This is a genomic window from Streptomyces sp. NPDC052040, from assembly GCF_044548405.1.
GTDB lineage: Bacteria > Actinomycetota > Actinomycetes > Streptomycetales > Streptomycetaceae > Streptomyces.
The window spans coordinates 227293-252941 of sequence record NZ_JBIUBV010000001.1; the positions used below are offsets into that span (position 1 = coordinate 227293).

At 73.0% G+C, this 25649-nt stretch carries 22 protein-coding genes; 11 read left to right on the forward strand and 11 right to left on the reverse strand.

Annotation, left to right across the window (positions count from 1 at the left end):
• The first annotated feature begins 1 nt into the window (after window position 1).
• On the forward strand, window positions 2-1012 hold the full coding sequence (locus ACIHAA_RS00960; protein ID WP_399811275.1) for a hypothetical protein: 1011 nt from the start codon (window positions 2-4) through the stop codon (window positions 1010-1012).
• 83 nt (window positions 1013-1095) lie between these two features.
• Here the strand turns inward: ACIHAA_RS00960 and ACIHAA_RS00965 are convergent, their stop codons facing one another.
• From ACIHAA_RS00965 to ACIHAA_RS00980, 4 genes are all read right to left on the reverse strand, one after another.
• Complete coding sequence (locus tag ACIHAA_RS00965) at window positions 1096-1842, reverse strand: GAF and ANTAR domain-containing protein (RefSeq protein WP_399811278.1); 747 nt, start codon at window positions 1840-1842, stop codon at window positions 1096-1098.
• A 229-nt stretch (window positions 1843-2071) separates the two neighbouring features.
• A complete protein-coding gene (locus ACIHAA_RS00970; RefSeq protein WP_399813666.1) occupies window positions 2072-4000 on the reverse strand; it encodes an ATP-binding cassette domain-containing protein in 1929 nt (642 codons plus the stop codon).
• A 387-nt stretch (window positions 4001-4387) separates the two neighbouring features.
• The gene (locus ACIHAA_RS00975; RefSeq protein WP_399811280.1) at window positions 4388-5068 is read right to left on the reverse strand and encodes an RraA family protein; all 681 of its coding nucleotides are present in this window, start codon (window positions 5066-5068) and stop codon (window positions 4388-4390) included.
• Window positions 5069-5112: 44 nt separating this feature from the next.
• Window positions 5113-5514, reverse strand: a complete 402-nt coding sequence (locus tag ACIHAA_RS00980) for a BlaI/MecI/CopY family transcriptional regulator (RefSeq protein WP_399811283.1) — start codon at window positions 5512-5514, stop codon at window positions 5113-5115.
• A 279-nt stretch (window positions 5515-5793) separates the two neighbouring features.
• Between ACIHAA_RS00980 and ACIHAA_RS00985 the strand changes: the two genes are divergently transcribed.
• The gene (locus ACIHAA_RS00985; protein ID WP_399811286.1) at window positions 5794-7314 is read left to right on the forward strand and encodes a hypothetical protein; all 1521 of its coding nucleotides are present in this window, start codon (window positions 5794-5796) and stop codon (window positions 7312-7314) included.
• Window positions 7315-7547: 233 nt separating this feature from the next.
• A complete protein-coding gene (locus ACIHAA_RS00990; RefSeq protein ID WP_399813667.1) occupies window positions 7548-8417 on the forward strand; it encodes a YbhN family protein in 870 nt (289 codons plus the stop codon).
• Between the two features lie 46 nt (window positions 8418-8463).
• Here ACIHAA_RS00990 and ACIHAA_RS00995 read toward each other — a convergent pair whose 3' ends face one another.
• The 6 genes from ACIHAA_RS00995 to ACIHAA_RS01020 all read right to left on the reverse strand — a co-directional run bounded on the left by ACIHAA_RS00995 (window position 8464) and on the right by ACIHAA_RS01020 (window position 13371).
• The gene (locus ACIHAA_RS00995; RefSeq protein ID WP_399811288.1) at window positions 8464-9126 is read right to left on the reverse strand and encodes a DedA family protein; all 663 of its coding nucleotides are present in this window, start codon (window positions 9124-9126) and stop codon (window positions 8464-8466) included.
• 225 nt (window positions 9127-9351) lie between these two features.
• Window positions 9352-9771: a molybdopterin-binding protein gene (locus tag ACIHAA_RS01000; protein ID WP_399811291.1), complete on the reverse strand. Its 420-nt coding sequence runs from the start codon at window positions 9769-9771 to the stop codon at window positions 9352-9354.
• Window positions 9772-9885: 114 nt separating this feature from the next.
• On the reverse strand, window positions 9886-10974 hold the full coding sequence (locus ACIHAA_RS01005; protein ID WP_399811294.1) for an ABC transporter ATP-binding protein: 1089 nt from the start codon (window positions 10972-10974) through the stop codon (window positions 9886-9888).
• Between the two features lie 121 nt (window positions 10975-11095).
• Window positions 11096-11947, reverse strand: coding sequence for an ABC transporter permease (locus tag ACIHAA_RS01010; RefSeq protein WP_399811296.1), 852 nt, complete (start codon window positions 11945-11947; stop codon window positions 11096-11098).
• Window positions 11944-12780, reverse strand: coding sequence for a molybdate ABC transporter substrate-binding protein (gene modA, locus ACIHAA_RS01015; protein WP_399811298.1), 837 nt, complete (start codon window positions 12778-12780; stop codon window positions 11944-11946). Before modA ends, ACIHAA_RS01010 begins: the two co-directional genes overlap by 4 nt.
• 192 nt (window positions 12781-12972) lie before the next feature.
• Window positions 12973-13371 carry a molybdopterin-binding protein gene (locus ACIHAA_RS01020; RefSeq protein ID WP_399811301.1) on the reverse strand — a complete coding sequence of 133 codons (399 nt, stop codon included), beginning with the start codon at window positions 13369-13371 and terminating at the stop codon, window positions 12973-12975.
• Window positions 13372-14357: 986 nt separating this feature from the next.
• Between ACIHAA_RS01020 and ACIHAA_RS01025 the strand changes: the two genes are divergently transcribed.
• Window positions 14358-15134, forward strand: coding sequence for a YcnI family protein (locus ACIHAA_RS01025; protein WP_399813668.1), 777 nt, complete (start codon window positions 14358-14360; stop codon window positions 15132-15134).
• Window positions 15135-15234: 100 nt separating this feature from the next.
• Here the strand turns inward: ACIHAA_RS01025 and ACIHAA_RS01030 are convergent, their stop codons facing one another.
• Entirely contained in the window at window positions 15235-16920 is a 1686-nt protein-coding gene (locus ACIHAA_RS01030) for a hypothetical protein (RefSeq protein ID WP_399811303.1), read from the reverse strand.
• 241 nt (window positions 16921-17161) lie between these two features.
• Here ACIHAA_RS01030 and ACIHAA_RS01035 point away from each other — a divergent pair, with 241 nt between their 5' ends.
• The 7 genes from ACIHAA_RS01035 to ACIHAA_RS01065 all read left to right on the forward strand — a co-directional run bounded on the left by ACIHAA_RS01035 (window position 17162) and on the right by ACIHAA_RS01065 (window position 25337).
• A complete protein-coding gene (locus tag ACIHAA_RS01035) occupies window positions 17162-17581 on the forward strand; it encodes a cell division protein SepF (protein ID WP_399813670.1) in 420 nt (139 codons plus the stop codon).
• A 185-nt stretch (window positions 17582-17766) separates the two neighbouring features.
• The gene (locus ACIHAA_RS01040; protein WP_399811305.1) at window positions 17767-18966 is read left to right on the forward strand and encodes an ATP-binding protein; all 1200 of its coding nucleotides are present in this window, start codon (window positions 17767-17769) and stop codon (window positions 18964-18966) included.
• A 50-nt stretch (window positions 18967-19016) separates the two neighbouring features.
• Window positions 19017-19334 carry a nucleotide pyrophosphohydrolase gene (locus ACIHAA_RS01045; protein ID WP_399811308.1) on the forward strand — a complete coding sequence of 106 codons (318 nt, stop codon included), beginning with the start codon at window positions 19017-19019 and terminating at the stop codon, window positions 19332-19334.
• Window positions 19335-19546: 212 nt separating this feature from the next.
• Window positions 19547-20023: a DUF6099 family protein gene (locus ACIHAA_RS01050; RefSeq protein WP_399811311.1), complete on the forward strand. Its 477-nt coding sequence runs from the start codon at window positions 19547-19549 to the stop codon at window positions 20021-20023.
• Window positions 20024-20163: 140 nt separating this feature from the next.
• Window positions 20164-21087 carry an LLM class F420-dependent oxidoreductase gene (locus ACIHAA_RS01055; RefSeq protein ID WP_399811315.1) on the forward strand — a complete coding sequence of 308 codons (924 nt, stop codon included), beginning with the start codon at window positions 20164-20166 and terminating at the stop codon, window positions 21085-21087.
• Window positions 21088-21237: 150 nt separating this feature from the next.
• Entirely contained in the window at window positions 21238-22743 is a 1506-nt protein-coding gene (locus ACIHAA_RS01060; protein ID WP_399811318.1) for a 3' terminal RNA ribose 2'-O-methyltransferase Hen1, read from the forward strand.
• Complete coding sequence (locus ACIHAA_RS01065; protein WP_399811321.1) at window positions 22740-25337, forward strand: polynucleotide kinase-phosphatase; 2598 nt, start codon at window positions 22740-22742, stop codon at window positions 25335-25337. Before ACIHAA_RS01060 ends, ACIHAA_RS01065 begins: the two co-directional genes overlap by 4 nt.
• The last annotated feature ends 312 nt before the right edge of the window (window positions 25338-25649 follow it).

Genomic DNA, 25649 nt, shown 5'->3' on the forward strand with positions numbered 1-25649 from the left:
CATGATGATCAAACGAGTTTCGACGGTGTTCGGCTTGATCCTCGCCACGACCTTCGTCGGGGCGGCCGGTGCCTCCGCGGCTCCCGCGGCCCGGGATGCCGCGACGCCTGCGGCCAAGGCTCCGGTCAACTACCTCTACGCCTCCATCGGTGACTTCGACACCGACGTCAAGCCCCTCCTCGACCGCCCGGACATCGCCGGTGTGCAGGTGGTGGTGCCGTGGAAGGCGCTCGAACATCAGAAGGGCCAGTACGACTTCTCCGCGATCAGCGACGCCCTGAACTACACCCACTCGCACGGCAAGAAGCTGTTCGTCCAGGTGCAGGACCGCTTCTTCACGCTGCCTGCCAGGCTCCCGGACTATCTGCTCAAGGACCCGGAGTACCACGGCGGTGCGGCGGCGACCACGAACGAGAGCGGGCTCGGTCCCGGAGAACCCGGTGCCGTCGCGGCTCAGTGGGACCCCGAAGTGCGCGACCGCTTCCAGCACTTGCTGAAGGCGATGGCCCAGAAGTTCGACGGCCGCCTCGCCGGGGTCAACCTCCCGGAGACCGCGACCGCCGTGGACGTGAGCAAGGACCACACCGGCTACAGCGACGACGCGTACTTCAAGGCCGAGCTGGACAACATGGCGTACGGGGCCAAGGTCTTCAAGAAGACCCCCTTCGTGCAGTACATGAACTTCTGGCCCGGCGAGTGGAACAACGACCACAACTACATGGGCCGGGCCTTCGCGTTCGCCAAGGCGCATGGTGTCGGACTGGGCGGCCCCGACATTCTGCCCAACCGCCCGGCGCAGATGCAGAACTCGTACCCCTTCTTCCACAAGTACCGGGGACAGCTCCCGCTCGTGGCCATGGCCGTACAGGAGCCCGACTTCGAATACACCAACCCCGACACCGGAAAGCCCTACACCAGGAAGGAGTTCACCGACTTCGGCAAGGACTACCTCGGCGCGGACTGCATCTTCTGGGCCACCAGCTCTCCCTGGCTGCATCAGTCCGGGAAGTGACGGCACATCCGCGGGAGGGGGCCGGGGAGCACGGCCGGGGCCCCGGCCGGTCACCCTCCCGTGAGGGGCATGGCTGCGGTGTGTCAGGGGCGGGGGCGTAGGGGCGGCCGGTGCTCGGGTGGGCGGCCGCTCAGGCTGGTGAGCAGGCGGGTGCAGACCTCGCGCAGTTTGAGGTTGGTGCGCTGGGAGAGGTCGCGCAGGATGGCGAACGCCTCGTCCGCGTCGCACTGGCGCTGCTGCATCACGGCGCCGATGGCCTGGTCGATCACGGCCCGGGATCTCATCGCGGTCTGGAGGTCCTGGCTGAAGTCCTCTGCGTCGGCCAGGCGTTGGGCAAGTGCGATGCCGCCGCCCGCCTGCGCCGCGAACCGTACGAGCAGCTCCTCGTCCCGGTGGGTGAAGACGCCCGGCCCGGTGCCGTAGAGGCTCAGGGCCCCGGCGGTGTCCCCGCCGATGCCGACCGGCAGGGACAGGACGGAGCGGATGCCCAGGGAGGACGCGTAGGCGGGGTACGAGCCCCACCGGTGTTCCTCCCGGAGGTCCGGTGCGTGCACGATCCGCCCGGTGCGCAGGACCTGGAGGCTGGGGCTGTCGTCCTGCCCGTGCTGGTCCTCGTCCTGCCTGTCCGCGATGCCTCCGGTGCCTCCGGTGCCGACCACGGTCAGGGGTCGGTGACGGCGCTGCACGGTGACATCGCAGCCGTGCGCGCCCGGGACGGTCTCGACCGCCTCGTGAGCCAGGCGCTGGAGGAACTCACACAGCGAGGTGGTCTCCAGCAGCCAGTCCACCACCGGTATCACGCGGTGGCCCTGGTCATCCCGCGGGCGCATGCCGTCTCACCTTCCTCACCTCGGACGAAGCCTCTGACGGGTGCTCGGACGAGGAGATCGTCCGTGCTGCCCCGTACTTGTCTCTCCGTATGCCCGAACCGATCGCAACCGCACACGGTTCGGGTGAGGGGGTGGTCACAGGGGGTCGCCCGGGGCCCGGAGGCGCCCGGGCCCGGAGGAGTCCGGGGATCAGCGACCCCCGGACTGGACCAGCGACCCCCGGACTGGATCAGCGGTCCTTGGACAGGGTCAGCAGTTCCTGGAAGGGGCCGCCCGCGGTGGCCAGTTCGTCGTAGTGACCCTGTTCGGCGATGCGGCCGTGGCGCATGACCACGATCTCGTCGGCGACCCGCGTGTTCTCCAACTGGTGGGTGACGACGACCGTGATGCGGTCGTGCGCGATGGCCTTGATGCCTTCGAGGATGGCGTGCTCCCCGCGCGGGTCCATCTGGGAGGTGGGCTCGTCCAGGATGAGCAGTCCCGGGCGGCGGTAGAACGCGCGGGAGCAGGCCAGCCGCTGCCACTGGCCGCCCGACAGTTCCGTACCGCCGAAGACCTCACGGGCCAGCAGCGTGTCCGGACCGTGGGGGAGTTCCCCCACCGCTTCGCGCATCCCGACCGCGTCGAGCGCCTCCCACACCGGGCCGTCGTCGTCCCCGTGCGGCTGGCCGAGGGTCACGTTCTCGCGGACCCGCAGCGGCCATTGGGCGAAATTCTGCGGCACGAGACCGGTGTGCGCCCACACGCTGTCCGGGGCGACCGTGGCGAGATCCACGTCGTCCCAGGTCACCGTGCCCGCGGCGGCCGGGTGGATCCGGGCGATGAGGCGGACCAGGGTCGACTTGCCCGAGCCGTTCTCACCCACGACCGCCACGATCCGGCCCCGGCGCAGGGTCAGCGAGAGGCCGTCCACGGCCGGGGCGGACTTGCCGGGGTAGCGGTGGACGACCTTGTCCAGACGGATCTCCCGGACCGGCCGGTCGGGCAGCCGCCGTGTCTGCCGGGGCGCGTGTGCGGCGGCGAGGTCGAGGAAGGAGCGCATGTCGGCCAGATACAGCGAGGTGTGGAACAAGGCCGCCCCGTGGACCACCAACTGGCTCAGCGCCGCGAGCGTGGCCTGCACGGCGACCACTGCCGTCGCCGCGACCGGCAGCGCGATCCGGCCGGTCAGGGTCAGCCGGGCCAGCGCCGCCCAGGTCGCCACCAGGAAGGCACCGCCGATCGCCGCGCTCACCAGCTGGATGCGCAGCGTCCGCGGTGCCGACCCCAGGGTGCGCGCGTCGATCCGTTCGGAGACGGTCCGGTACCAGTGGAGGAGGTAGTCGCGCATACCGTTGGCACGGACCTCGTCGCCGTACTTCGACGTGGTCGACCACCAGCGCATCATCTGCCGGACCGTACGGTCGCCGACACCCGCGTAGTGGGTCTCGTAGGTGACCCGCGCCGACAGCACCGCGCCCGCGCCCGCGGGGACCACCGCGAGCAGCAGCAGGGGCAGCAGCAGCGGGTGCAGCCCGGTCAGGACGCCGCCCGCGGTCACCATCCGCACCACCGCGGCGGTGAACCGGGTGGCGTCCTGCACCATCACATGGGTGCGGAGCACGCCCATCTCCGCCGCCTCCTGCCGGTCGGTGAACCCGTCCTCGGCGTACGCGCTCGCCTCCGCCCGGCACACGGCGGCCACCAGCGCGGTGTCCGCCGCGGTGGTCAGCGGGGGAGTGATCCGGCCGTCGGCGTACGCGGCGAGCGAGACCGCGACCCGGCCGGTGGCTGCCGCGACGGCGATCACGATCAGGGCGGGCAGCGCCGCGTGGAGGCGCTCGGACACCGCGCCGGTGCCGAACAGCTGGCGCATGGCGTGGGCGGTGTGCGCCAGCAGGACGGCGGCCGACACACCGGTCAGCGCCTGGCAGCAAAGCAGCAGGAGTACGGCCCGGCGGTCGGCCTCCCATGCCATCCGCGCGGTGTGGCGCAGTACGGTCGGCAGTCGGCCGCACATGGAGGCGAAGGCCGCCCCGCCGAGCGGGTTTCTGCCGTGCAGTCCCTCGTAGCCGAACTCTGCCGGTGCCGGGTGCGGCGGCCGGGGCGCGGCCTCGGGCGGGGTCGGCTGGGGCGGTACCACGCCGGTGTGTGCACGCTCGGTGCGCTGTCCCCTCATGCGCCCCGCCTCGGTGCGGCGCTGTTCCCTCATGCGCCCCGCCTCGGCGCCGGGCGGGACGAGGCGGCGCGGCGGGCGGCCCGGGCAGGGACCCGGGCGTCAACTCCGTGCCGGGCGGCGGTGGGTCGCAGGGGCCGATTCTCGAACACCGGATGGTCGGCGGCAGGCGTGGGAACGGGGTTCATGATGCCTCCAGGGTGTGGTGCCGATACGGACAAGCGACCGAACAACCGCCCTGGCCATGAACGCGTAACGGGGAACCGGGGGCGAATTCTCGGACGAAAGTTCGAGAACTGCGCGCCCACTCAAGCCGCCGCGGGGGAATCGGTGCGTCTGGCTCTGTTCGATTCCCCCGTGGGGTGGGAGGTCCCCCGGACGGGGGGTTGTTCAGGCGGTGCTTGACGGGATGTCAGCCGTGGTCGGCTCCGTGAAGTCCTGCTCGGCCAGCAGGGTGTCGATCTTCGCCCGGTGGGCCTGCTCCCAGTCGTCGAGGGTTTCTCCCGCCTCCTTCGCCAGCTTCTGCCGGGCGGCGGCGAGGATTTCCTCGCGGCGGGCGGCCGGGACCACCACCACGCCCTCCTCGTCGGCCACCACGATGTCCCCGGGCCGTACCGCCACACCGCCGCACCGCACCTCCGTGTTCAGCGGCGCGACGGCGGCCTTGGTGCCCGGGATCGGGATGACTCCCCGGGCGAAGACGGGGAAGCGCAGCTCCCGCACCTCCGAGAGATCCCGGATGACCCCGTCGGCCACGAAGGCGGCAACGCCCCGGCGGTGGGCGACGGCGCAGACATTGCCGCCGGCCAGGGCGTAGTCCACGTCCCCGGACTCGACGACGATGACGGAGCCGGGCTCGGCGCGGTAGATGGCCGCGTGCAGCATCAGATTGTCGCCGGGAGGGCAGCGGACCGTGAACGCCGGACCGGCCACGCGCGGGGCCCCGGACCAGAGCGGGCGGATGCCGAAGTCCATGACCTGCTGACGGCCGAGCAGATCGGCGAGGGTGGTCGTCGGGACGTCCCGGAACGCGGCGCCGGATCCGAGGGTGTCACTCAGGGTGTCGCTCATGGGATTCCTCCGTTCGAGTGGATCACCGAATCTACCCCCGCCCGCTACGTGCCTTCCGGACGCGCGTGCACACCTCCGCCCAGGAGGTCGCGCAGGGCCTGTTCCTCCTCGGGGGCCAGTCCGGTCACGAACTGCTGGAGCGTGGCGATCCGGTCCGGGCCGCGGTCGAGGGCCTCGTGCATGGCCTCGGCCGTGAGCTGGGCGGCGTTCTTGGCGGGCCGGTACGCGCCGCGTCGGCCGTCCACATCGCGCAGCACCAGCCCCTTGTCGAACAGGCGCTTGAGAATGGTGTGCACGGTGTTGTAGGCGAGGCCGCCGCCGATCCCGGCCTGGATCTCGGCGGGCGTCAGCGCCTTCTCAGTGGCCCACAGCGTGGCGAGCACCTCGCTCTCCAGCTCGCCGGCGCTGCGCCGTTCCGCCCTGCCCTGGGGGCTCCTGCCAGCCATGCCCGCAACCTTACAGCGCGTAGGGAATCGGCCCCCGGTGGCGAGAAGGCGGTGAAAAGGCCGCGAGAAGGCGGCGAGAAGACGGCGCGGAGACTGCGAGGAGGCGGCGCGGAGACGGTGCGGACGGGGGCCGGGGGCGGGGCCCGGTTCCCCCGTTCGGCGGGGTGCGATCCGCGAGTGGCCGGTGTGGCGCGCCGTGTCCGCCCCGCAATACACCCCTGTTCCGGGTAACTTGTCCGTGTTGTGTGCTACAGCCCGTAGGGAAATGAGGGGTGGGCCGTGGCCGACAGCCCGAACATCACGCTCACGGCGGTCCGCAGGTTCTCCGGTCCGTCGGTCGCCGGTACGTCCTGGCGCGAGCGCGGCCAGGGCCTGATCGCCGCCGTGGCGGCCGCCTTCACCCTGGCGCAGATCTTCCTCGTACACCCCGGAATGGGCCTCGGCTGGGACGAGACGGTCTACGTCAGCCAGGTCAGCGCCCACGCACCCGCCGCCTACTTCAGCGCGCCGCGCGCCCGGGGCGTGTCCTTGCTGGTCGCGCCGGTCACCCTGTGGTCCTCGTCCACCACGCTGCTCCGGGTCACTCTGGCGGTCCTGTCCGGGCTCGCCCTGTTCCTCGCCCTGCGCGCCTGGCGGGGCGTCTTCCCGGTCCGGGTGCGGGCACTCGGCGGCGCGCTGTTCGCGAGCCTGTGGATCACCCTCTTCTACGGCCCGCAGGCCATGCCCAACTACTGGGTCGCGGTCGGCGCCCTGGCCGCCACCGGCTGCTTCCTGCGCGCCCGCGCCGACCGCACCGACCACTCTGCCCTGTGGGGGCTCGCCGCGAGCGCCGCGCTCATGGCCTGGATGCGCCCCACGGACGCCCTGTGGGCCACCGCGCCCCTGCTCGTCCTCGTGGTGTTCGTACGGCGGTGGCGGCGCCCCGCGGTGCTGATCGCACTCGTGGCCGGGCTGGCCGCCGGGGCCGCCGAGTGGATCACCGAGGCCTATGTCGCCGACTACGGAGGGCTCCTGGGGCGCCTGGCCGAGGGCTCCCGGATCCAGGGCGGCCTGGGCTGGGACCTCGCCGTCGCCGACCAGCTGCGCAGCCTCGCCGGGCGCGCCCTGTGCCGCCCGTGCACCGGCCCGCTGCCCAACCCCGCGGTGACCGCCTGGTGGTTCGCGCTGCCGCTGTTCGCCGTGCTCGCGGCGTTCGTCGCGGTCTGGCACGGCCGCCCGGCCCGCACCCTGGTGCCGCTGGTCTGCGCCGCGACCGCGGCCTTCCCCTACCTCTTCCTCATCGGCTACGCCGCGCCGCGCTTCCTGCTCCCCGCCTACGCTCTGCTCGCGATCCCGGTCGCCGACGCCCTCCTCCAACTGGTGACCGCGTCCGACGGCCGGTGGCGGCCGGTCGCCGCGATGCTGGTGGCGCTCGGGCTGGCCGGTCATCTGGCGGTGCAGTACACGGTCCTGCACCGCACGGTGGCCCGTACCGTCGCCGACCGCCGGGGCTGGTCCCGCACCGCGGCCGAGCTGCACCGGCTGGGTGTCCGGCCGCCCTGTGTGCTCACCGGGAACGAGTCCGTCCCCATCGCCTTCTACACCGGCTGCTCCTCGGCGGCCATCAGCGGCAGCAACGCCAACACCACCGCCGCCGCCCTCACCCGCACAGCTGTGCGGCAGCCCGTCGCGTATCTGGGCACCCCGTCGGGCCGCCCGCCGTCGTACGCCCATGGCTGGGCCGCCCACTCCTTCGGCGGGATCCGCCTCTATCTGTCGCCCCGGACCGTCCCCACGAAGGCCCCGGGCGGGCGCCGATGACACCGCGTACGACACCGACCGCCCCTACGACCCCGGCCAGTCCCACGAGGTCGGCCACTCCCACGACCCCGACCGCTCCTACGGCGCCGGGGCCGCCGACCACCGCGCAGGCGGCCCCCGTGGCCCCCGCGCCCACCGCCACCCCGAAGCCGACACCCGCCCCAAGGCCGACACCCGCCCCCACAGGGACGCGCCCCCCGTGGACACGCGCCCCCTGGGGAGCCGCGGTCACCCTGGTGGTGCTGTCGGGCACCGCGCTCCTCGTCGGGCGCCACTGGACCGCGGTCGAGGCGGGTGCCGCCCGGCTCGCGGGCGCCGACCCCGGCTGGCTGCTGTTCGGGGCGGCGGCCGCCATGTCCACCTGGGGCTGCTCGGCGATCGCCCAGCAGGGCGCGGTGGCCGATCCACTGCCCGGCGGACGGCTGGTGGCCGCGCAGTTCGCCGCCTCCGCCGCCAACCATGTGCTGCCCGCGGGTCTCGGCGCGGGCGCCGTCAATCTGCGCTTTCTGACCCGCTGCGGACTGTCCGTGCCCCGCTCGGCGACCGCGCTCGCGGTCAAGGCCACCGCCGGGGCCGTGACCCGCGGTGTGCTGATCGCCCTCCTCGCCCTCACCGGGCCCGGACTGCTGCGTCTGCCGCCGCTGTCCGGCGCCGTCGTGGTGGCGGCGCTGCTGGTGACCGCCGCGCTCCCGCTGCTCCTGCTGTCCGGGCGGTTGCGACGGGCCGTGCGGGCTGTGGCGGCGGACGTCGGTGCCGTGCACCGGCTGCCCGGCCGGGCAGCCGCCCTCTGGGGCGGATCCCTGGCCTTCGCCTCGCTGCACGCCCTGGTGGTCGTCGCGGTCAGCCGCTCCCTGGGGCTGCCCGTGCCCCCGGGGCGGGTGGCGCTGGCCTATCTCGTGGCGAGCAGCGCGGCCGTCCTGCTGCCCACGCCCGGCGGCATCGGTTCCCTGGACGCCGCGCTCGCCTTCGCGCTCACCCTCGCCGGGGTCCCGGGCAGCGCGGCGGCCTCCGTGGTCATCGGCTACCGGCTGCTGGCGGTGTGGCTGCCGCTGCTGCCCGGTCTGCTCGTACTCGCCGTGCTGCTGCGCCGCAAGGCCCTGTGAGCCGTGGCCCGTTCCCTCGTGCACGTCCCGGCGCCGTACGTCGTCGTCATCCCCGGACCCCCGCCTTCGCCGCCCGCCGCGACCGCAGCAGTTCCAGGGCGAGGGGGAGCACCGAGACCGCCACGACCAGCGCGATCACCGGCAGCAGATACCGGTCCACATTCGGCACCGACGAGCCGAGGGCGTATCCGGCGAGTGTCAGACCGAGGCTCCACAGCAGGCCGCCCGCCACCTGCCACACGGTGAAGGTCCGTACGGGCACGCGCAGCGCCCCGGCCATCGGATTCAGCACCGTGCGGACCACGGGGACGAAGCGGGCCAGGACGATCGCCTTCGCGTGTCCGTACCGCTCCAGCAGCTCTTCGGCGCGCTGTGCGCCCTCGTGCAGCCGGGCCGAGCGGCTGCGGGCGAGCAGCGCGCCGCCCGCCCTGCGCCCCAGCAGATAACCGCACTGGGACCCGGCGAGCGCCCCCGCGGCCGCCGCGACGAGCAGGGCGGGCAGCGACAGTTTCACCCCGTGCTGCCCGGACCCCGTGCACAGCAGGCCCGCCGTGAAGAGCAGGGAGTCGCCGGGCAGGAAGAAGCCGATCAGCAGGCCCGTCTCGGCGAACATCACCACACCCACCCCGAGGACGCCGAAGGCCGCCAGCAGGGACTGGGCGTCCAGCACATTCACCGCGAGCGTGCCCGGGGAGAGGGGAGTGGCCATCGTCGGGAGCCTTTCCGTGCGGGGAGCGGGCGGCGCGACGGGCGCCGCCCGGCAGTTGACGACAAGCGGGAGGGGGAGGGAGAGGCGGTCACAGGTGCCCAGGAGGCCGTGACCGCGAGGGAGACCATGACCGGGACGGAGACCGAGGCCGCCCCGGAGACCGTGGCCGCAACGGAGGCGGCGGGCCGCTCAGCGGGCGGCGGACGCACCCGAGATGACAGCCGCTCAGGCGACGGCGAGGGAGACCTCCGTCGACTTGATCAGGGCGACGACCGCGGAGCCGGGCAGCAGGCCGAGGTCCTCCGCGGCGTCCCGGGTGATCGCGGCCGTCAGGGTGCCGCCGGTGATCGCGACCTTCACCGCCGCCATCGCCGCACCCGGGGTGACGCCCTCGACGGTGCCCGGCAGCTGGTTGCGGATGGACACACCCGTCACCGCGGCCGTCGCGAGCGCCACTTCGGTGGACTTCACCAGGGCGTACACCGCGGCTCCCGGTACGAGCTCCAGCTCGTCGACGGCCTCCGCGGTGACCGCCGCCGTGATCTCCTGGCCTCCCGTCAGCCTCACCTTGACGGCCGCCATCACCTCGCCGGGGATCACGGACGTGACGGTGCCGGGAATCCGGTTGCGGATGCTCAGGTTCATGGGCGCGCCTCGCGGAACGTGGGGGGCACAGGGAACAGGGCGGTACGGGGCCCTGGGCTTCCCTTCCGACGGACCCACGGTAGCCGCAGTCGCGGGCGGTGCCCGTGCGGCGCGTCAGGCCGGATAGGCGTGCGTCTGCGCGGCCTTGACGGCCGCCCACACCGCGGCGCCCGGCCGGAGGCCGAGTTCGGCCGCGGCGGCGGTGGTCAGGTCGGCGGTCAGGGACAGTTCGCCGGTGAGGCCGACGCGGATCAGGGCGCCGTGCGTTTCGAGGCCCGCCACCTCGCAGCGCCACCGGTTCCGCGCACTGCTGCCGCCGGGCCGCTCCCCGTGCAGGGTGACGGCGTTCGGGGGGAACGCCACGAAGACGGGACCGGAGAGCACCTCCGTGACGGTGACCGCGGGGCCGGTGTCGAGCCGTACGGTGTGGCCCTCGGCCCGCCCCCGGTAGAGGTTCAGGCCCACCAGCTGCGCGATGTAGTCGGTGCGGGGGCGGCGGGCGATGTCGGCGGGGGTGCCCTCCTGCACGACCCGGCCCCGCTCGATCACCACCAGCCGGTCGGCGAGCACCATCGCGTCCAGTGGATCGTGGGTGACCAGTACCGCGACCGCCTCGAACTCGTCGAGATGGCGGCGGAGCTGGGCGCGTACATCGAGCCGGGTCCGGGCGTCGAGCGCGGCGAGCGGCTCGTCGAGGAGCAGCAGCCGGGGGCGGATGGCCAGGGCGCGGGCCAGGGCGACGCGCTGGGCCTGGCCGCCGGAGAGCGCCCGGGGCTTGGCAGCCGTGTGTTCGGCGAGGTCCAGTCGCTCCAGCCAGGCGGCGGCCTGACGGCGTGCCTCCGCGCGGGAGGCGCCCCGGCAGCGCGGGCCGAAGGCCACGTTGTCCAGCGCCGACAGATGCGGGAAGAGCAGATAGTCCTGGAAGACCACGCCGACCGGGCGGGACTCGGGCGGGGTGCGGTCCAGGGCCCTGCCGTCCAGCCGGAGATGGCCATCGGAGAGGGGGACCAGCCCGGCGAGCGCGCGCAGCGCGGTGGTCTTGCCCGCGCCGTTCGGGCCGAGCAGGGCGACGACGTCTCCGGGCGCGGCGGCCAGCGCGAGGTCCAGGCGGAAGGCACCGCGGTCGACCACGAGACGGGCGTCCAGGCCGTCCTCGCGTACGCCGTCCTCCCGGGCGGCCGTGCTGCCGTGGATGTCGGTCATCGGGGGCCCGTCCGCGTTCTGGGATGCGTGCTCGGATGCGTGCTCGGATGTGTTCCCGGGTCTCCTGGAAGGGGCTCCGCGGGTGTCGCCCCGGGCCCGCTCCAGGTCGTCGTACGGCCGCTCATGCCGCCGTCATCCAACGGTCCCGCAGCCCCGCCAGGACCGCGATCGACACGGCCAGCAGCACCAGGCTCAGGGCGATGGCGGCCGCCGGGTCGCTCTGGAGCGCCAGATAGACGGCCAGCGGCATGGTCTGGGTGCGGCCGGGGAAGTTGCCCGCGAAGGTGATGGTGGCGCCGAACTCGCCGAGCGCCCGCGCCCACGCCAGCACGGATCCGGCCGCGACACCCGGCGCGACCAGCGGCAGGGTGACCCGGCGGAAGGCGGTGAAACGGGAGGCGCCGAGCGTCGCGGCCGCCTCCTCGTAGCGCGGGTCGGCGGCCCGCAGCGTGCCCTCCACGCTGATGACCAGGAAGGGCATCGCCACAAACGCCTCCGCCACCACCACCCCGGCCGTGGTGAAGGGCAGCGTGATCCCGAACGACGCGTCCAGCCACTGGCCCACCACCCCGTTGCGTCCGAGCGCCAGCAGCAGCGCCACACCGCCCACCACCGGGGGCAGGACGAGCGGAAGGGCCACCAGGGCCCGCACCAGCCGCCGCCCCGGAAAGTCCGTACGGGCCAGCAGCCAGGCCAGCGGCACCCCGAGGACCAGGCTCACCGCGGTGGCCGCGGTCGCGCTCACCAGGGACAGCTGAAGGGCCTGCCACACCGCCGTACTGGTCAGCTGCGTCGGCAGGGAGCGCCAGGGGGCCCGTATCAGCAGCGCCGCCAGCGGCAGCAGCAGAAACGCCAGACCGGCCAGGGCGGGCAGCAGCAGCGGCAGCGGCACCCGTGTCCCGGGGACACGCCCGCGCCGCGGACGGCCCGCACGGGGGCCGTCCGCGGCGGCGGAGGTGCCGGTGCGGGTCACGGCTGGAGGAACCCGGCCTCGGTCAGCACGCTCCGGCCCGCGGGGGACTCCACCAGGGCGATGAACGCCTTGGCGGCCTCGGCGTTGGGCGCGTTCTTCAGCTGGACGATCGGGTAGTCGTTGACGGCCTTGGCCGACTCGGGGAACTCCACGCCCTGCACCTTGTCACCCGCGGCCTTCACATCGGTCTTGTAGACGACCGCCGCGTCGGCCTCCTTCAGCTCCACCTTCGTCAGGGCGCTCTTGACGTCCTGCTCGTACGACACCGGCGTGAGCTTCAGCTTGCTGGCGTCCAGCGCCTTCTGCGCGGCGGCACCGCACGGCACGGTCTTGTCGCACAGCACCACCTTCAGCTTCGAACCGGTGAGGTCCTTCAGCGAGGAGACCTTGCCCGGGTTGCCCGGCAGGGTGGCGATCTCCAACTGGTTGCGGACAAAGGTGACGGGCGTGCCGACCGCGTCCTTCTTGTCCGTCACGATGGCCATGGTCTTGGGGCTGGCCGCCGCGAAGACATCGGCGGGGGCTCCGCCGGTGATGCTCGCGGCGAGGGTGTCGCTGCCGCCGAAGTTGAAGGTGACGTGCGTGCCGGGGTGGTCCTTCTCGAACTCCTTGCCCAGGGCCGTGAAGCTCTCCTTCAGGGAGGCGGCGGCGAAGACGGTGACCGTGCCGGACAGCTTCGGCGACGAGGACGCCGAGGAGTCCCCCTTGGTGGCCGAACCGGAGCCGGAGTCCGAGTCGGACGAGGAGGAGCAGGCGCTGAGGGCCACCAGCGCGGCGACCGCCGTACCGGCCACCTGCACCATCCGGCGACTGCTGCGTGCGGAACGGGTCATCTCGGGTCCACTCCCTCTGGTCGTCGCGGAAGAGATCCCCCCGGGACCCTTCCAGTACGCCGATCATACTGACGCGGATACCAGCCCGAAGTCTGCTGTGGCATCGCATGAGCCGGGTGATCGCGGGCCGGGGTGCCGCATGTGCGTTGCTACGGAAACCGCCCCGGCCGGGCTCCCGGCCCGGACGGGGCGTCAGGCGCGGTCGATGTGCACATTGGTCGACTTCACCCGGGCCGTGGCCTCCATCCCGACCTCCAGGCCGAGTTCCTCCACCGCCTCCCGGGTCAGCAGCGAGACCATCCTGTGCGGGCCCGCCTGGATCTCCACCTGGGCGGCCACATCGCCCAGTTTCACGGCGGTGACGATCCCGGAGAAGGCGTTGCGGACGGAGGTGTACGAGGGGGCGCCCTCCTCGCCGGTGCCGCCGCGCGCCAGCTCCACCGAGAACGCGGCCAGGTCCCTGCCGTCGACGACCCGGCGGCCGTTCTCGTCCCGGTGGGTCGCCACCCGGCCCGCGTCCGCCCACCGGCGCGCGGTGTCCGGGCTCACCCCCAGCAGACGTGCGGCCTGCCCGATTGTGTAGAGCTGCATGGCCGCAACCCTAGGGCCTCTCGTTGGGATCAGGCCGGGCTCGCGGGCCCTGGCCCCGCGCCTGGCGGCGTTGTCGTCGGTTGCCATGGCTCCGCCATGTCGCCCTCCTCCGCCTTGCGATGCACGGCACCAGACCCCGCTCCCTGATTCGGCCCGATCCCAACGAAAGACCCTAGGCGCCCCGGTAGCCCGACCGGACCACGGCCCGTGAGGCCAGGCCGGTCGGATCCGCGGAAACCGGAGTGACCCTCTCCGCCCGCATGGCAGGATCCCACCCCATGGAGGCGTCCTGGGCGGTGCGGAGCGTGCGCGCGGCGGTGTTCGCCGTCGTGTGCGTGCTGCTCGCCGCCGGGGGCCACACCCTGGCCACCGGCGCGATGCCCGCGCCGCGGACGGACACCGCCGCCGTCCTGGCCGTGTTCGCGGGCAGCGCCCTGCTCGCGGGACGGGAGCGCTCGCTGCCCGGCATCGGCCTCGCCATGCTCCTCGTCCAGGGCGGACTGCACCTCGCCTTCGACGCCGGCCGACCGCCGGGCACCGGCACCAGCACCGGGCTGCCCATGTCGATGAACATGCCCGCGTCCGTGAACGTGCCCGCGCCCATGACCATGCCGGGGATGCCGCACGCCCTCCACCTGACCGCCGCCCCGCATGTGCCCGTCCCCTCGGCGGCCATGGCCTCCCACGCGGTCGCCGCGCATCTGGCCACCGCTCTGCTCGCCGCCTGGTATCTGCGGTGCGGCGAGGCCGCCCTGTGGTCGCTGCTGCGCAGGGCCGCGGCCCGTCTCCCGCGTCTCATCGCCCCGTGCCGCCCGGCCCCGTTGCCCGCTCGCGGCACCCCCCGGCGGCCGTACGCCCACCAGCGCCGCCCCCTCCGGCAGGCGCTGTTCCGCCATGCGCTGCCCCGGCGCGCACCGCCCAGATGGCCCCGTACCCGACCCGAACCCGCGAACCGCATCCCGCACGAGTACGGAGCACCACCACCCATGCCCACCCCGCGTACCATCCTGCGCCGCACCGGCACCGTCACCGCGCTGACCGCGGCCGGACTCCTCGCCGCGGCCGGTGCCGCCTCCGCGCATGTCACCGTCCACCCCGGCAGCTACGCCAAGGGCGCCACCGACGGCGTCCTGACCTTCCGCGTCCCCAACGAGGAGGACACCGCCGCCACCACCAAGGTGCAGGTCTTCCTGCCCGCCGACCACCCCGTCCTCGGTGTGCTGGTCACCCCCGAGCAGGGCTGGACCTCGCAGGTCACCACCACCAAGCTGAAGAAGCCGATCAAGACCGACGACGGCACCATCACGGACGCCGTCTCCGAGATCACCTGGACCGGCGGCCGTATCCGCCACGGCCAGTACCAGGACTTCCATGTCGCCTTCGGCCAACTGCCCGACGACACCGGCCAGCTGGCCTTCAAGACGCTCCAGACCTACTCCGACGGCAATGTCGTCCGCTGGATCGAGGAGACCCCCAAGGGCGGGGCGGAACCGGAGAACCCCGCGCCGGTCCTCGCGCTGACGGCCAAGGGGACGGCGGAGGGCACGGCGGACGGCGGTGCCCCCGCGGTGTCCGCCGGTGGCGGCGGCAGCACCGGAGAGCAGGCCGAGAGTGCCCCCAAGGCGGCCTCCGAGAAGGACTCCACCGCCCGTGGCCTCGCCGTCACGGGTCTGGTCGCCGCCGTTCTCGGACTGGCCGCCGCGGGCTTCGCACTCGCCCGGAACCGCGGGCGTGGCAACGAGAGCGCCGCAGCCGCCGAGTGACCCGGCCCCCGCCCCGCCGCCGACACTGGTCCTCGTCGGCGGCGGAACGGGGAACCCGCGCTCACCGAAGGCTCCTTGGCGGCGCCCCCCGTGCCGCCCCTCAGTGGCCCGGCACCGGCTCCCGGTCCAGGCGGATGTCCTGGCTCGACAGGGTCATCGGGGACGAGGAGAAGGCGCGCAGCCGGATGCGGACACCCGGCTTCGGGAGTACGAAGCTGCCGTCCGGCGCCTGGATCCGGTAGCTGGCCGTCGTATGCCCCGGGATGGTCGCGGGGCCTTCGAGCACCTTCCACCAGCGGCTCACGCCCTGCCCGGTGGTGAGGATGAAATGCGGATCGAGGGTAGCGTCACCGCCGTTGCGGACCTGCACCCTCAGCGTCCTGATCGTCAGGGGTGTACGGGAGTCGGCCGCCGCCCGCATGTGCAGGGGTGGCCGCCCGGTGGCCGCCACGGCCACGGCCACCAGTGACGGAGCCACCACGGCGGCTGCCAGCACCGCCCGGGCCGTCCGCCGCCCGTGCAGCAGCCGGGGCTGCCAGGCGGTGGTGAAGGCCGTGGGCGGCACGGTCACCGCGGCCGCCAGCCACAGCGGTGTCATCAGCAGGTAGTAGCCGTCCTGCGAGCGGGTCGAGAGGAAGAAGGCGCACCACGGCAGCACGGTCGCCGCCGGACCCAGCCGCCGCACGAACAGCACGAACAGCACCAGCAGGCCCGCCGCCAGCAGCATTCCGGCATGCGCGTACCAGCTCAGACGGTCGCTGCCGTCGGTGTAGTACAGCGAGATCCCGACCAGGCCCTGTCCGTGCAGCACCGCGCCCTGGGTGAGCGGCAGCACGATGCCCGAGATCCAGTTCCGCGGTTCGCTCACGATGAAGTAGGCGTTGATCAGCAGCCAGGTGCCGGCCGCGATGGCGACGATGCGTCCCACCGCCGCGGCCGCCCCCCGCGCCCCCAACTCCCCGCGGCGCAGCGCGTAGACACCGGCGAGCAGGAACGGCGCCAGGAACCAGGGGAGTTGCTGGGCGGCACAGGCCGCGCCCAGACATGCGGCCCGTGCCCAGTCCGCCGGACCGCCCGCCCCCATCCGCGTCCAGCGCACCACGACCGGGATCAGGAACGCGAGCGCCACCACGGCCGGATAGCCGAGCCGGGCGTACGCCGGGACCAGACCCAGGCCCAGACAGACCAGGGTGGCCGCGGAACGCCACGGCGTCGGCAGCATCTTCCACATGACGACCGCGCCGAGCACGATCGCGGTCGTGGTGACCAGGTTCTCCGGCAACGCGGCATGGCCGATCCACAGCAGGGGAGCGGTCAGCAGCGCCGTCAGCGGCGGATAGCCGTAGGTGAAGTCGTAACCGCCCGTCACCGTCGGGGTGTAGGCGATTCCGGGCCCCCACAGCCAGGGCCACGACTGCCCGTAGACCGGGTGGCCGTGCAGCAGTGCGCGGGCGGCCTGGGTGGTGAGGATCGACTCGTCGCTGAAGTCGTGCTTCACGGCCAGGGTGCAGTAGGCCAGTGTGACCGCCGTCACCAGGACGACGAGATCCAGCCGCGCCAGTGACCTGCTGCGCCGCACCACCAGGGTGAGGACACCGCTGACCAGGATCGACGCGTAGCACAGGGTGATGACCGCGGCGATGGCCAGCTGATGGCTGGCGGCCGATGTCCAGGTGTCACGGGTCCCGATGAACAGGCTGATGGTCGCAAGCAGCGTCAGGATGCGATGCCACTGCGCGGGATTCTGTTCCGGTTCGTCCGGCGCCACGAAGGGACGCAGACGCATCCATCGCCCGCTTGTCGTGGGCCTCACTTCTGCCAACTGCACGAGACGGAACATAGGCGGACCGGATGAACGCCGACCTCCCGGACGTGAAGAGTCCGGTGTGAGGGCAGTAAGAACTACCTGTACGGAGGTGTGCCGACTGGTGGCATACGCGCCATCGCGCCGACATCACTCGGGCCGTGATCCGTGTCGCTGTTGGGCCGAACGGGTGACCATGCGTAAGAATTGCCCGGTGCAGACGATGAGTGCGAGCCAGCGGGGAGGGCCGGTGAACAGCCACGATGTCACCGACGAACAGTGGGAAGGGCTCGCTCAGGTCGTTCCGTTGCGTGGCCGGGACGCCTGGCCGTCAGCCGTCGACCACCGGTCCATAGCGCCCGAGGCGCCGACCGAGACGCGCCGCCGCTTCGTCGTGCTGCGGGTCAATGTGTTCGCGGACGCCCGCGATGTCGCCGAGACCCTGATGGCGGGGATCCCCGTACTGCTCGACCTCACGGGCGCCGAGACCGAGGTCGCCAAGCGGGTGCTCGACTTCAGTACCGGTGTGGTCTTCGGCCTCGCCAGCGGGATGCACCGGGTCGACCGCAATGTCTTCCTGCTGACCCCGGCCGGAACCGAGGTGCGGGGTCTGATCGAGGGCGCGGAGGTCCCGGGCGTCTGAGGGCGGGGGCCGCTTACGGCCCCGGCCCGACGGCGTACGCCAGGTGGACGGAACCGTTGACGCACCCCGTTGACGTGCCGTGTCGACGTGCCGCGTCGATGTGCCGCCGCCCTCGTCGCCCGATCGTAGGAAGAGCCGGAGGGCGGAACGGTTCGCCCGGGGTGCGGGACCCTACGGTCCCGGTCATGACCGCCTCGCCAGTGCTGTTCGTGCCGGACCTGACCGGGGGCACCGATCCGCTCCCGGACCGGGTCGGCAGCGCAGAACCCAGCCCGAACCGCCCCCGCCTCACCGAACTGCGGCTGTCCGCGTTCGCCGGGCACCGGGGGGCCGCTTTCGGGCTCGGTCCGCTCACGCTCTTCACCGGGCCCAGCGGCTCCGGGAAATCCCGGGCGCTCCAGGCCTACGAGGCGCTGGCCCGGCTCGGCGGCGGCGCCGGTCTTGAGGAGGCGTTCCCGCACCCGTCGGCCTGTGTGCCCGAGCAGGCGCGGCCCGACGCCCAGCGGCGCCGCGGTTTCCGTATCGGCTGCACGGCCGACGGACCCGAAGGGCCCGTCCGGCTGGACCTCGCCGTACAGGCCGAGCCCGAACTGCGCATCGTCGGCGAGCGGTTGACCTCCGGTGGACTGGTCCTGCTGGAGACGGCCCTGCGTGATCCGGGCCGGACGGTGGTCCAGGCGGCCTGGCACACGGCCGGTTCGGCACCGGTCACCCGGGGGCCGCTCCCGGACGACCGGCTCGGCACCGCCCTGCTGCCGCTGCGCGTCGCGGGCACGACGGACGGCCAGCGCAGGGTGCTGGCCGCGGCCGAGCAGATGGTCGTGGCCCTGCGCTCGGTCTTCGTCTGCGACCCGCGCCCCGACCGGATGCGCACCCCCGTCGCTACGGCCGCCGGGCGGCTGCTCCCGGGCTGCGACAACCTCGCCGACGTCCTGTGGCGCACCCGGGCCGAGTGCGCCCGGCGGCACGCCCTGCTGGCGGCGGCGGTCGGGGCCGGTTGCGCGGGACGGGTCGTGGACCTGCTCGCCGAGCCGCTCGGCGACGGCCGGGTCAGGGCCCTGCTCGACCGGGGCGACGGCAGCCGGACGCCCCTGGAACTCCTGGGCGACGGCGAACTGCGCTACACGGCCCTGGCCCTGGTGCTCCTCACCGGTCCGGGTGTGCTCGACGTCGACCCGGCGGGCGAGGTGCCCGCGGCGATGCAGAACCTCACGGTGCTGGCGGACGGACTGGACCGGTGCCTGGACCCCCGGCAGGCACGGGAACTCCTGCGGCTGGCGGCGCGGATGTGCGCACGCGGCCATATCCGGCTGGTGGGTGCGGTGAGCGGGGCGCCGGGGGCGGCGGAGAGGGACGGGGTGACGGTGGTAGACCTGAGCCCGTGACACCAGAACCCGGTCCCGTACCAGAGAATCCCGATCCTGAAGCTCTCGATGTGCCGCGATTGCAGCGCCGCCTGGCCGACTTCGCCGCCGCGCGGGACTGGGAGCCCTACCACACCCCCAAGAACCTGGCGGCCGCCCTCAGCGTCGAGGCGTCCGAACTGCTGGAGATCTTCCAGTGGCTGACGCCGGAGCAGTCCGCCCGGGTGATGGACGATCCCGGGACGGCCCACCGGGTGACGGACGAGGTCGCCGATGTGCTCGCGTATCTGCTCCAACTGTGCGAGGTGCTCGGCGTCGACGCACTGGCGGCACTCGACGCGAAGATCGACCGCAACGAGAAGAGGTTCCCGGCACCGGGCTCCGACTGACCGGCTCCGGGCCTCCCTGTGTCTCCGTCCCGACCCTCGGCGATCACCTCGTTGTCACTCTCCGGAGTTATGAAGTTGTCCCGATCCCGCAGGTTGTCCACAGATTTCGGTCCAGCTCTGGCTTTTCGGCCCGTCAGCATTCACTCTGGGTAGTGGCAACGGAGTGCGGGCCAGACGCGTGGAAGCGCGTCGAGACAGAGCGGGGGCAGCGCATGGATGCAGTGCGGCTCATCGTGGCGAGCAGGCGCGCCCTGTCGGGGAGCGAAGAGGGACCGAGGATCATGGCGGAGGCGTGGCAGGCCTACGCCCTGGCGCAGGCGATCGGCAGTCGGCTCGCGGTGTCGGGGCCGCCCGAACTGCGCGGCGAGGCACTGGGGTTGACGGAGCTGGCGGGCCGGGGCTGCGGTGTCCTGGACACACCCTCCATCGACGTGACGGAACTGCGGGCGGCTCAGCTCACCGAACTCGGCGATGCGCGCAGGGCCCTCCTGGACCTCGGCACCCTCCTCGCGGAACTCGGCATGGCCCTGGTCGCGGTCGCGAGCGCGGCGGGCGACGAGGGCACCTACTGGCAGTGCATGGAGGCGATAGACGCGGCGGACGAATCCAGGGACCGGGTCAGAGAGATGCTGCGCAGACTGGCCGCCCGGGACGGCGAGATACGCGAGCGGTACCGGACGGCGGGCTGAACGCGCCCTCCGCCCGCTTCGGCCCGGCGCCCGGGCCCACGGCCGCGTCGGCGGCCGCGCGGATTTTCACCCGACCGGGTCCGCGGGGGACCGGCGGGAGCACCGGGGCCGCCCGGCGTCCGAGCGTGCAGGATGGAGGCATGGATCTCCGCATTTTCACCGAGCCCCAGCAGGGGGCGACCTACGACACCCTCCTCACCGTGGCCAAGGCCACCGAGGACCTTGGCTTCGACGCGTTCTTCCGTTCCGACCACTATCTCAAGATGGGCTCCGTGGACGGCCTGCCCGGCCCCACCGACGCCTGGATCACGCTCGCGGGACTGGCCCGTGAGACCAAGCGCATCCGCCTGGGCACGCTGATGACCGCCGCCACCTTCCGCCTCCCGGGCGTCCTCGCCATCCAGGTCGCCCAGATCGACCAGATGTCCGGCGGCCGGGTGGAACTGGGCCTGGGCGCGGGCTGGTTCGAGGAGGAGCACAAGGCGTACGGCATTCCGTTCCCGAAGGAGAAGTTCGCCCGCCTGGAGGAGCAGCTGGCGATCGTCACCGGACTGTGGGCGACGGAGGTGGGCAAGAGCTTCAGCTTCCACGGGACGTACTACGACCTGACCGAATCACCCGCGCTGCCGAAGCCCGCCCAGCCCAAGGTCCCGGTGCTCATCGGCGGTCACGGCGCGATCCGCACCCCGCGGCTGGCCGCGCAGTTCGCCGACGAGTTCAACATCCCGTTCGCGTCGATCGAGGACAGCGAGCGCCAGTTCGGACGGGTCCGGGCGGCCGCCGAGGAGGCCGGACGCGGCGCGGACGCGCTGACGTACTCGAACGCGCTGGTGGCTTGTGTCGGCAAGGACGACCAGGAGGTGGCCCGCCGTGCCGCCGCCATCGGCCGTGAGGTCGACGAGCTGAAGGCCAACGGCCTGGCGGGCACCCCCGCCGAGGTCGTCGAGAAGATCGGCCGGTACCAGGAGATCGGCTCCCGCCGTATCTACCTCCAGATCCTCGACCTCGACGACCTGGACCACCTGGAACTGATCTCCTCCCAGGTCCAGACCCAGCTGAGGTAGCCCGGCCGGTGCCGCGGTTCCGGGCCGGGGGAAACCCGGCCCGGAACGGTCGGCGCATCTGCGGGACAGGGCGGAGCGGGACGGAGAGACAGGCGCTCGCGCCCCCGAAAACTGGTGGTCAAGAGGCTTGGGTGCCGGAAGACTCGGTGCATGTTCCTGACGATCAGTACCACCGGCACGTCCGAGCGGCCGGCGACCGATCTGGGCTTCCTGCTGCACAAGCATCCCGGAAAGGCGCAGGCGTTCTCGACCTCCTACGGCACCGCGCACGTCCTCTACCCCGAGGCCGATGCCCAACGCTGCACCGCGGCGCTGCTGCTGGAGGTCGACCCGGTGGCACTGGTCCGGCGCGGCAAGGGCAAGGGCCGGGGCGGAGCACCCGATGCAGCCCTGTCCCAGTACGTCAACGACCGCCCGTACGCCGCCTCCTCCCTGCTCGCGGTGGCGCTGAGCGCCGTGTTCTCCAGCGCGATACGGGGCGTGTGCACGACCCTGCCCGAGCGCGTCGGGCAGCCGCTGCCGCTGCGCATCGAGATACCCGCGCTGCCCGCCCGGGGCGGCCCCGGACTCGTACGGCGCCTGTTCGCGCCGCTCGGCTGGGCGGTCACCGTCGAACCGGTGGCGCTGGACACCGAGTTCCCGGAGTGGGGCGACTCCCGCTGTGTACGCCTGACGGTGGAGTCGGAGACGCTGACGCTCGCCGAGGCCCTGCGTCATCTGTATGTCCTGCTTCCCGTCCTCGACGACGCCAAGCACTACTGGGTCTCGGACGACGAGGTGGACAAGCTGCTGCGGGCTGGCGAGGGCTGGCTGTCCGGCCATCCCGAGCAGAAGCTCATCACCAGCCGCTATCTCTCGCGCCGCTGGTCGCTGACCCGCCAGGCGCTGGAGAAGCTGGAGCTGGTGCGGCTCGCGGAGAGCGACGACAGCGCGGTCGAGGACATCGACAACGCGGTCGGGGCCGAGACCGAGACGGAGGAGCGGCCGACCCCGCTCGCGGCGCAGCGCCGGGACGCGATCGTCGCCGCGCTGCACGGGGCGGGGGCGGCCCGGGTCCTCGACCTGGGCTGCGGGCAGGGCCAGTTGGTGCAGGCGCTGCTGAAGGACGTGCGGTTCACGGAGATCGTGGGCATGGATGTGTCGGTGCGGGCGCTCGCCATCGCCGCCCGGCGGCTGAAGCTGGACCGCATGGGGGAGCGGCAGGCCTCGCGGGTGCGGCTCGTCCAGGGTTCGCTCGCGTACACCGACCGGCGGCTGAAGGGCTACGACGCCGCCGTACTGAGCGAGGTCGTCGAACATGTCGACCCGCCGCGGCTGCCCGCCGTGGAGTACGCCGTGTTCGGCGCCGCCCGTCCGCGGACGGTGCTGGTGACGACCCCGAACGCCGAGTACAACGTCCGCTGGGAGAGCCTGCCCGCCGGGTATGTCCGCCACAGCGACCACCGCTTCGAGTGGACCCGCGAGGAGTTCCGGGCCTGGGCGGAGAAGGTGGCCGGACGGCACGGCTACGGCGTCCGGTTCCTGCCCGTGGGTCCCGAGGACCCCGAGGTGGGCCCGCCCACCCAGATGGCCGAGTTCACGCTCACCCCGAAGGAACCGGCCCCGAAGGAACCCGCCGCGAAGGAACCCACCAAGAAGGAGGAGAAGGCCGCATGACCGGCACCCACGCCACCCCGACGGGTGACCGCCCCGAGGGGCGCGCCCTGCCCGTGACCGACCTCTCCCTGGTGGTCCTGGTCGGTGCCTCCGGTTCGGGCAAGTCCACGTTCGCCCGGCGGCACTTCAAGCCGACCGAGGTGATCTCCTCGGACTTCTGCCGCGGGCTGGTGGCCGACGACGAGAACGACCAGAGCGCGAGCCGTGACGCCTTCGACGTCCTGCACTACATCGCGGGCAAGCGCCTCGCGGCAGGCCGCCGCACGGTGGTCGACGCCACCAATGTGCAGGAGGACGGCCGCCGCCAGCTGATCGCACTGGCCCGGGAGCACGACGTACTGCCCGTCGCGATCGTGCTCGACATTCCGGAGGAGGTGTGCGCCGAGCGCAACGCGGCCCGCACCGACCGGGCGGACATGCCCCGCCGGGTCATCCGACGCCACATCCGCGAACTGCGCCGTTCCCTGCGCCAGTTGGAGCGCGAGGGCTTCCGTAAGGTGCATGTCCTGCGGGGCGTGGCGGAGGTGGAGGGCGCCACGGTCGTCACCGAGAAGCGCTTCAACGACCTGGCCCATCTCACCGGTCCCTTCGACATCATCGGTGACATCCACGGCTGCTCCGCCGAACTGGAGGCCCTGCTCGTGGCGTTGGGGTACGCCGACGGTGTGCACCCGGAGGGCCGGACCGCGGTCTTCGTCGGCGACCTGGTCGACCGGGGCCCGGACAGCCCGGGTGTGCTGCGCCGGGTGATGTCGATGGTGGCGTCCGGCAACGCGCTGTGCGTTCCGGGCAACCACGAGAACAAGCTCGGCCGCCATCTGCGCGGCCGCAATGTCCAGCACACCCACGGCCTGGCCGAGACCGTCGCACAGCTTCAGGGCGAGAGCGAGGAGTTCCGCCGGGCGGTGGGGGAGTTCATCGAGGGTCTGGTCAGCCACTACGTCCTCGATGGCGGACGGCTGGTGGTGTGCCACGCGGGGCTGCCGGAGAAGTACCACGGCCGCACCTCGGGCCGGGTCCGCTCGCATGCGCTGTACGGCGACACCACGGGGGAGACCGACGAGTTCGGCCTGCCCGTGCGCTACCCCTGGGCGGAGGACTACCGGGGCCGGGCGGCCGTGGTCTACGGGCACACCCCGGTCCCCGAGGCCACCTGGCTGAACAGCACGATCTGCCTGGACACCGGTGTGGTCTTCGGCGGCAAGCTCACCGCGCTGCGCTGGCCGGAACGGCAGCTGGTCGACGTACCGGCGGAGCAGGTCTGGTACGAGCCGGTCCGGCCGCTGCGCAGCGAGGCGCCCGGCGGCCAGGACGGACGGCCGCTGGACCTCTGCGATGTGCAGGGCCGCCGGGCCGTGGAGACGCAGTACGCGGGCCGGGTCGCGGTCCGCGAGGAGAACGCTGCGGCGGCGCTGGAGGTCATGACCCGCTTCGCGGTGGACCCGCGGCTGCTGCCGTATCTGCCGCCCACCATGGCGCCGACCGCGACCAGCCGCGTCGAGGGCTATCTCGAACACCCGGCCGAGGCGTTCGCGCAGTACCGGGAGGACGGGGTGGCGCGCGTCGTGTGCGAGGAGAAGCACATGGGCTCGCGGGCGGTGGCGCTGGTCTGCCGGGACGCCGCAACGGCACGGAAGCGCTTCGGGACCGGCGACGCGTCCGGCGGCGCGTCCGACGGTGGTGAGGGACCCACCGGAGCGCTGTACACCCGCACCGGACGCCCCTTCTTCGACGACGGCGCGGTCACCGAGGAGATCCTCGGCCGGCTGCGCGCGGCGGCCGGTGCGGCGGGTCTGTGGGAGGAGCTGGAGACGGACTGGCTGCTGCTGGACGCCGAGTTGATGCCGTGGTCGCTCAAGGCCTCCGGGCTGCTGCGTTCGCAGTACGCGGCGGTGGGCGCGGTGTCCGGGGCGGTGTTCCCGGGCGCGCTGGCCGCACTGGAGGCCGCGGCGGGACGGGGCGTGGAGGTGGGGGATCTGCTGGCGCGCCAGCAGGCCCGGGCGGCGGACGCGTCGGCGTTCACGGCGGCCTACCGCCGCTACTGCTGGCCCACCGAGGGCCTGCGGGGCGTCCGGCTGGCCCCCTTCCAGCTGCTGGCGGTCCAGGGCCGCAGCCTCGCGGCGCTGCCGCACGACGAACAACTGGCGCTGATCGACCGGCTGGTCGAGCACGACGGAAGCGGTCTGCTCGCCACGACCCGTCGGCTCCACGTCGACACCGGCGACCCCGAGTCGGTCCGGGCGGGCATCGACTGGTGGCTGGAGATGACCGGGCGCGGCGGTGAGGGCATGGTCGTCAAGCCGGTCCAGGCGGTGGTGCGCAGCGCGGAGGGCCGTCTGGTGCAGCCGGGCATCAAGTGCCGCGGCCGGGAGTACCTGCGGATCATCTACGGCCCCGAGTACACGCGCCCGGAGAACCTGGCCCGGCTGCGCGGCCGCTTCCTGAACCACAAGCGCTCCCTCGCGCTGCGCGAGTACGCCCTCGGCCTGGAGGCCCTGGACCGGCTCGCGGAGGGCGAGCCACTGTGGCGGGTCCACGAGGCGGTGTTCGGGGTCCTGGCACTGGAGTCGGAGCCGGTGGACCCTCGCCTCTGACGACCACCGCGGCGGCCCTCCAGTCCCGGAGGGCCGCCGCGGCCGTGCGTCCTGGGCGGCCGTGCCCCGGCCGTCACGGCCCCGTGCCGCGGGCGCCCCCGCTCCGGCCGTCATGGCCTTGTGTCGCGGGTGCTCCCGCACCGCCCGTCGCGGCTCTGTGCCCCCGGCGTCCCCGCCCCGCCCGTCATGGCCTTGTGCCCCGGACGCCCCCGCTCCGGCCGTCATGGCCCTGCGTCCCGGACGCTTCCGCCCCACCCATCACGCCCCCGCGCCCCGGACACCCCCGCCCCCGTTCCACCGGCCCCGTGCGGC

What these genes read in the sequence shown, in the direction of transcription:
- ACIHAA_RS00960 (WP_399811275.1), top strand. Translation starts at nt 2, where the DNA reads ATGATGATCAAACGAGTTTCGACGGTGTTCGGCTTGATCCTCGCCACG.
- ACIHAA_RS00965 (WP_399811278.1), bottom strand. Translation starts at nt 1,842, where the DNA reads ATGCGCCCGCGGGATGACCAGGGCCACCGCGTGATACCGGTGGTGGAC.
- ACIHAA_RS00970 (WP_399813666.1), bottom strand. Translation starts at nt 4,000, where the DNA reads ATGAGGGGACAGCGCACCGAGCGTGCACACACCGGCGTGGTACCGCCC.
- ACIHAA_RS00975 (WP_399811280.1), bottom strand. Translation starts at nt 5,068, where the DNA reads ATGAGCGACACCCTGAGTGACACCCTCGGATCCGGCGCCGCGTTCCGG.
- ACIHAA_RS00980 (WP_399811283.1), bottom strand. Translation starts at nt 5,514, where the DNA reads ATGGCTGGCAGGAGCCCCCAGGGCAGGGCGGAACGGCGCAGCGCCGGC.
- ACIHAA_RS00995 (WP_399811288.1), bottom strand. Translation starts at nt 9,126, where the DNA reads ATGGCCACTCCCCTCTCCCCGGGCACGCTCGCGGTGAATGTGCTGGAC.
- ACIHAA_RS01000 (WP_399811291.1), bottom strand. Translation starts at nt 9,771, where the DNA reads ATGAACCTGAGCATCCGCAACCGGATTCCCGGCACCGTCACGTCCGTG.
- ACIHAA_RS01005 (WP_399811294.1), bottom strand. Translation starts at nt 10,974, where the DNA reads ATGACCGACATCCACGGCAGCACGGCCGCCCGGGAGGACGGCGTACGC.
- modA (WP_399811298.1), bottom strand. Translation starts at nt 12,780, where the DNA reads ATGACCCGTTCCGCACGCAGCAGTCGCCGGATGGTGCAGGTGGCCGGT.
- ACIHAA_RS01020 (WP_399811301.1), bottom strand. Translation starts at nt 13,371, where the DNA reads ATGCAGCTCTACACAATCGGGCAGGCCGCACGTCTGCTGGGGGTGAGC.
- ACIHAA_RS01025 (WP_399813668.1), top strand. Translation starts at nt 14,358, where the DNA reads ATGCCCACCCCGCGTACCATCCTGCGCCGCACCGGCACCGTCACCGCG.
- ACIHAA_RS01030 (WP_399811303.1), bottom strand. Translation starts at nt 16,920, where the DNA reads ATGCGTCTGCGTCCCTTCGTGGCGCCGGACGAACCGGAACAGAATCCC.
- ACIHAA_RS01035 (WP_399813670.1), top strand. Translation starts at nt 17,162, where the DNA reads ATGAGTGCGAGCCAGCGGGGAGGGCCGGTGAACAGCCACGATGTCACC.
- ACIHAA_RS01040 (WP_399811305.1), top strand. Translation starts at nt 17,767, where the DNA reads ATGACCGCCTCGCCAGTGCTGTTCGTGCCGGACCTGACCGGGGGCACC.
- ACIHAA_RS01050 (WP_399811311.1), top strand. Translation starts at nt 19,547, where the DNA reads ATGGATGCAGTGCGGCTCATCGTGGCGAGCAGGCGCGCCCTGTCGGGG.
- ACIHAA_RS01055 (WP_399811315.1), top strand. Translation starts at nt 20,164, where the DNA reads ATGGATCTCCGCATTTTCACCGAGCCCCAGCAGGGGGCGACCTACGAC.
- ACIHAA_RS01060 (WP_399811318.1), top strand. Translation starts at nt 21,238, where the DNA reads ATGTTCCTGACGATCAGTACCACCGGCACGTCCGAGCGGCCGGCGACC.
- ACIHAA_RS01065 (WP_399811321.1), top strand. Translation starts at nt 22,740, where the DNA reads ATGACCGGCACCCACGCCACCCCGACGGGTGACCGCCCCGAGGGGCGC.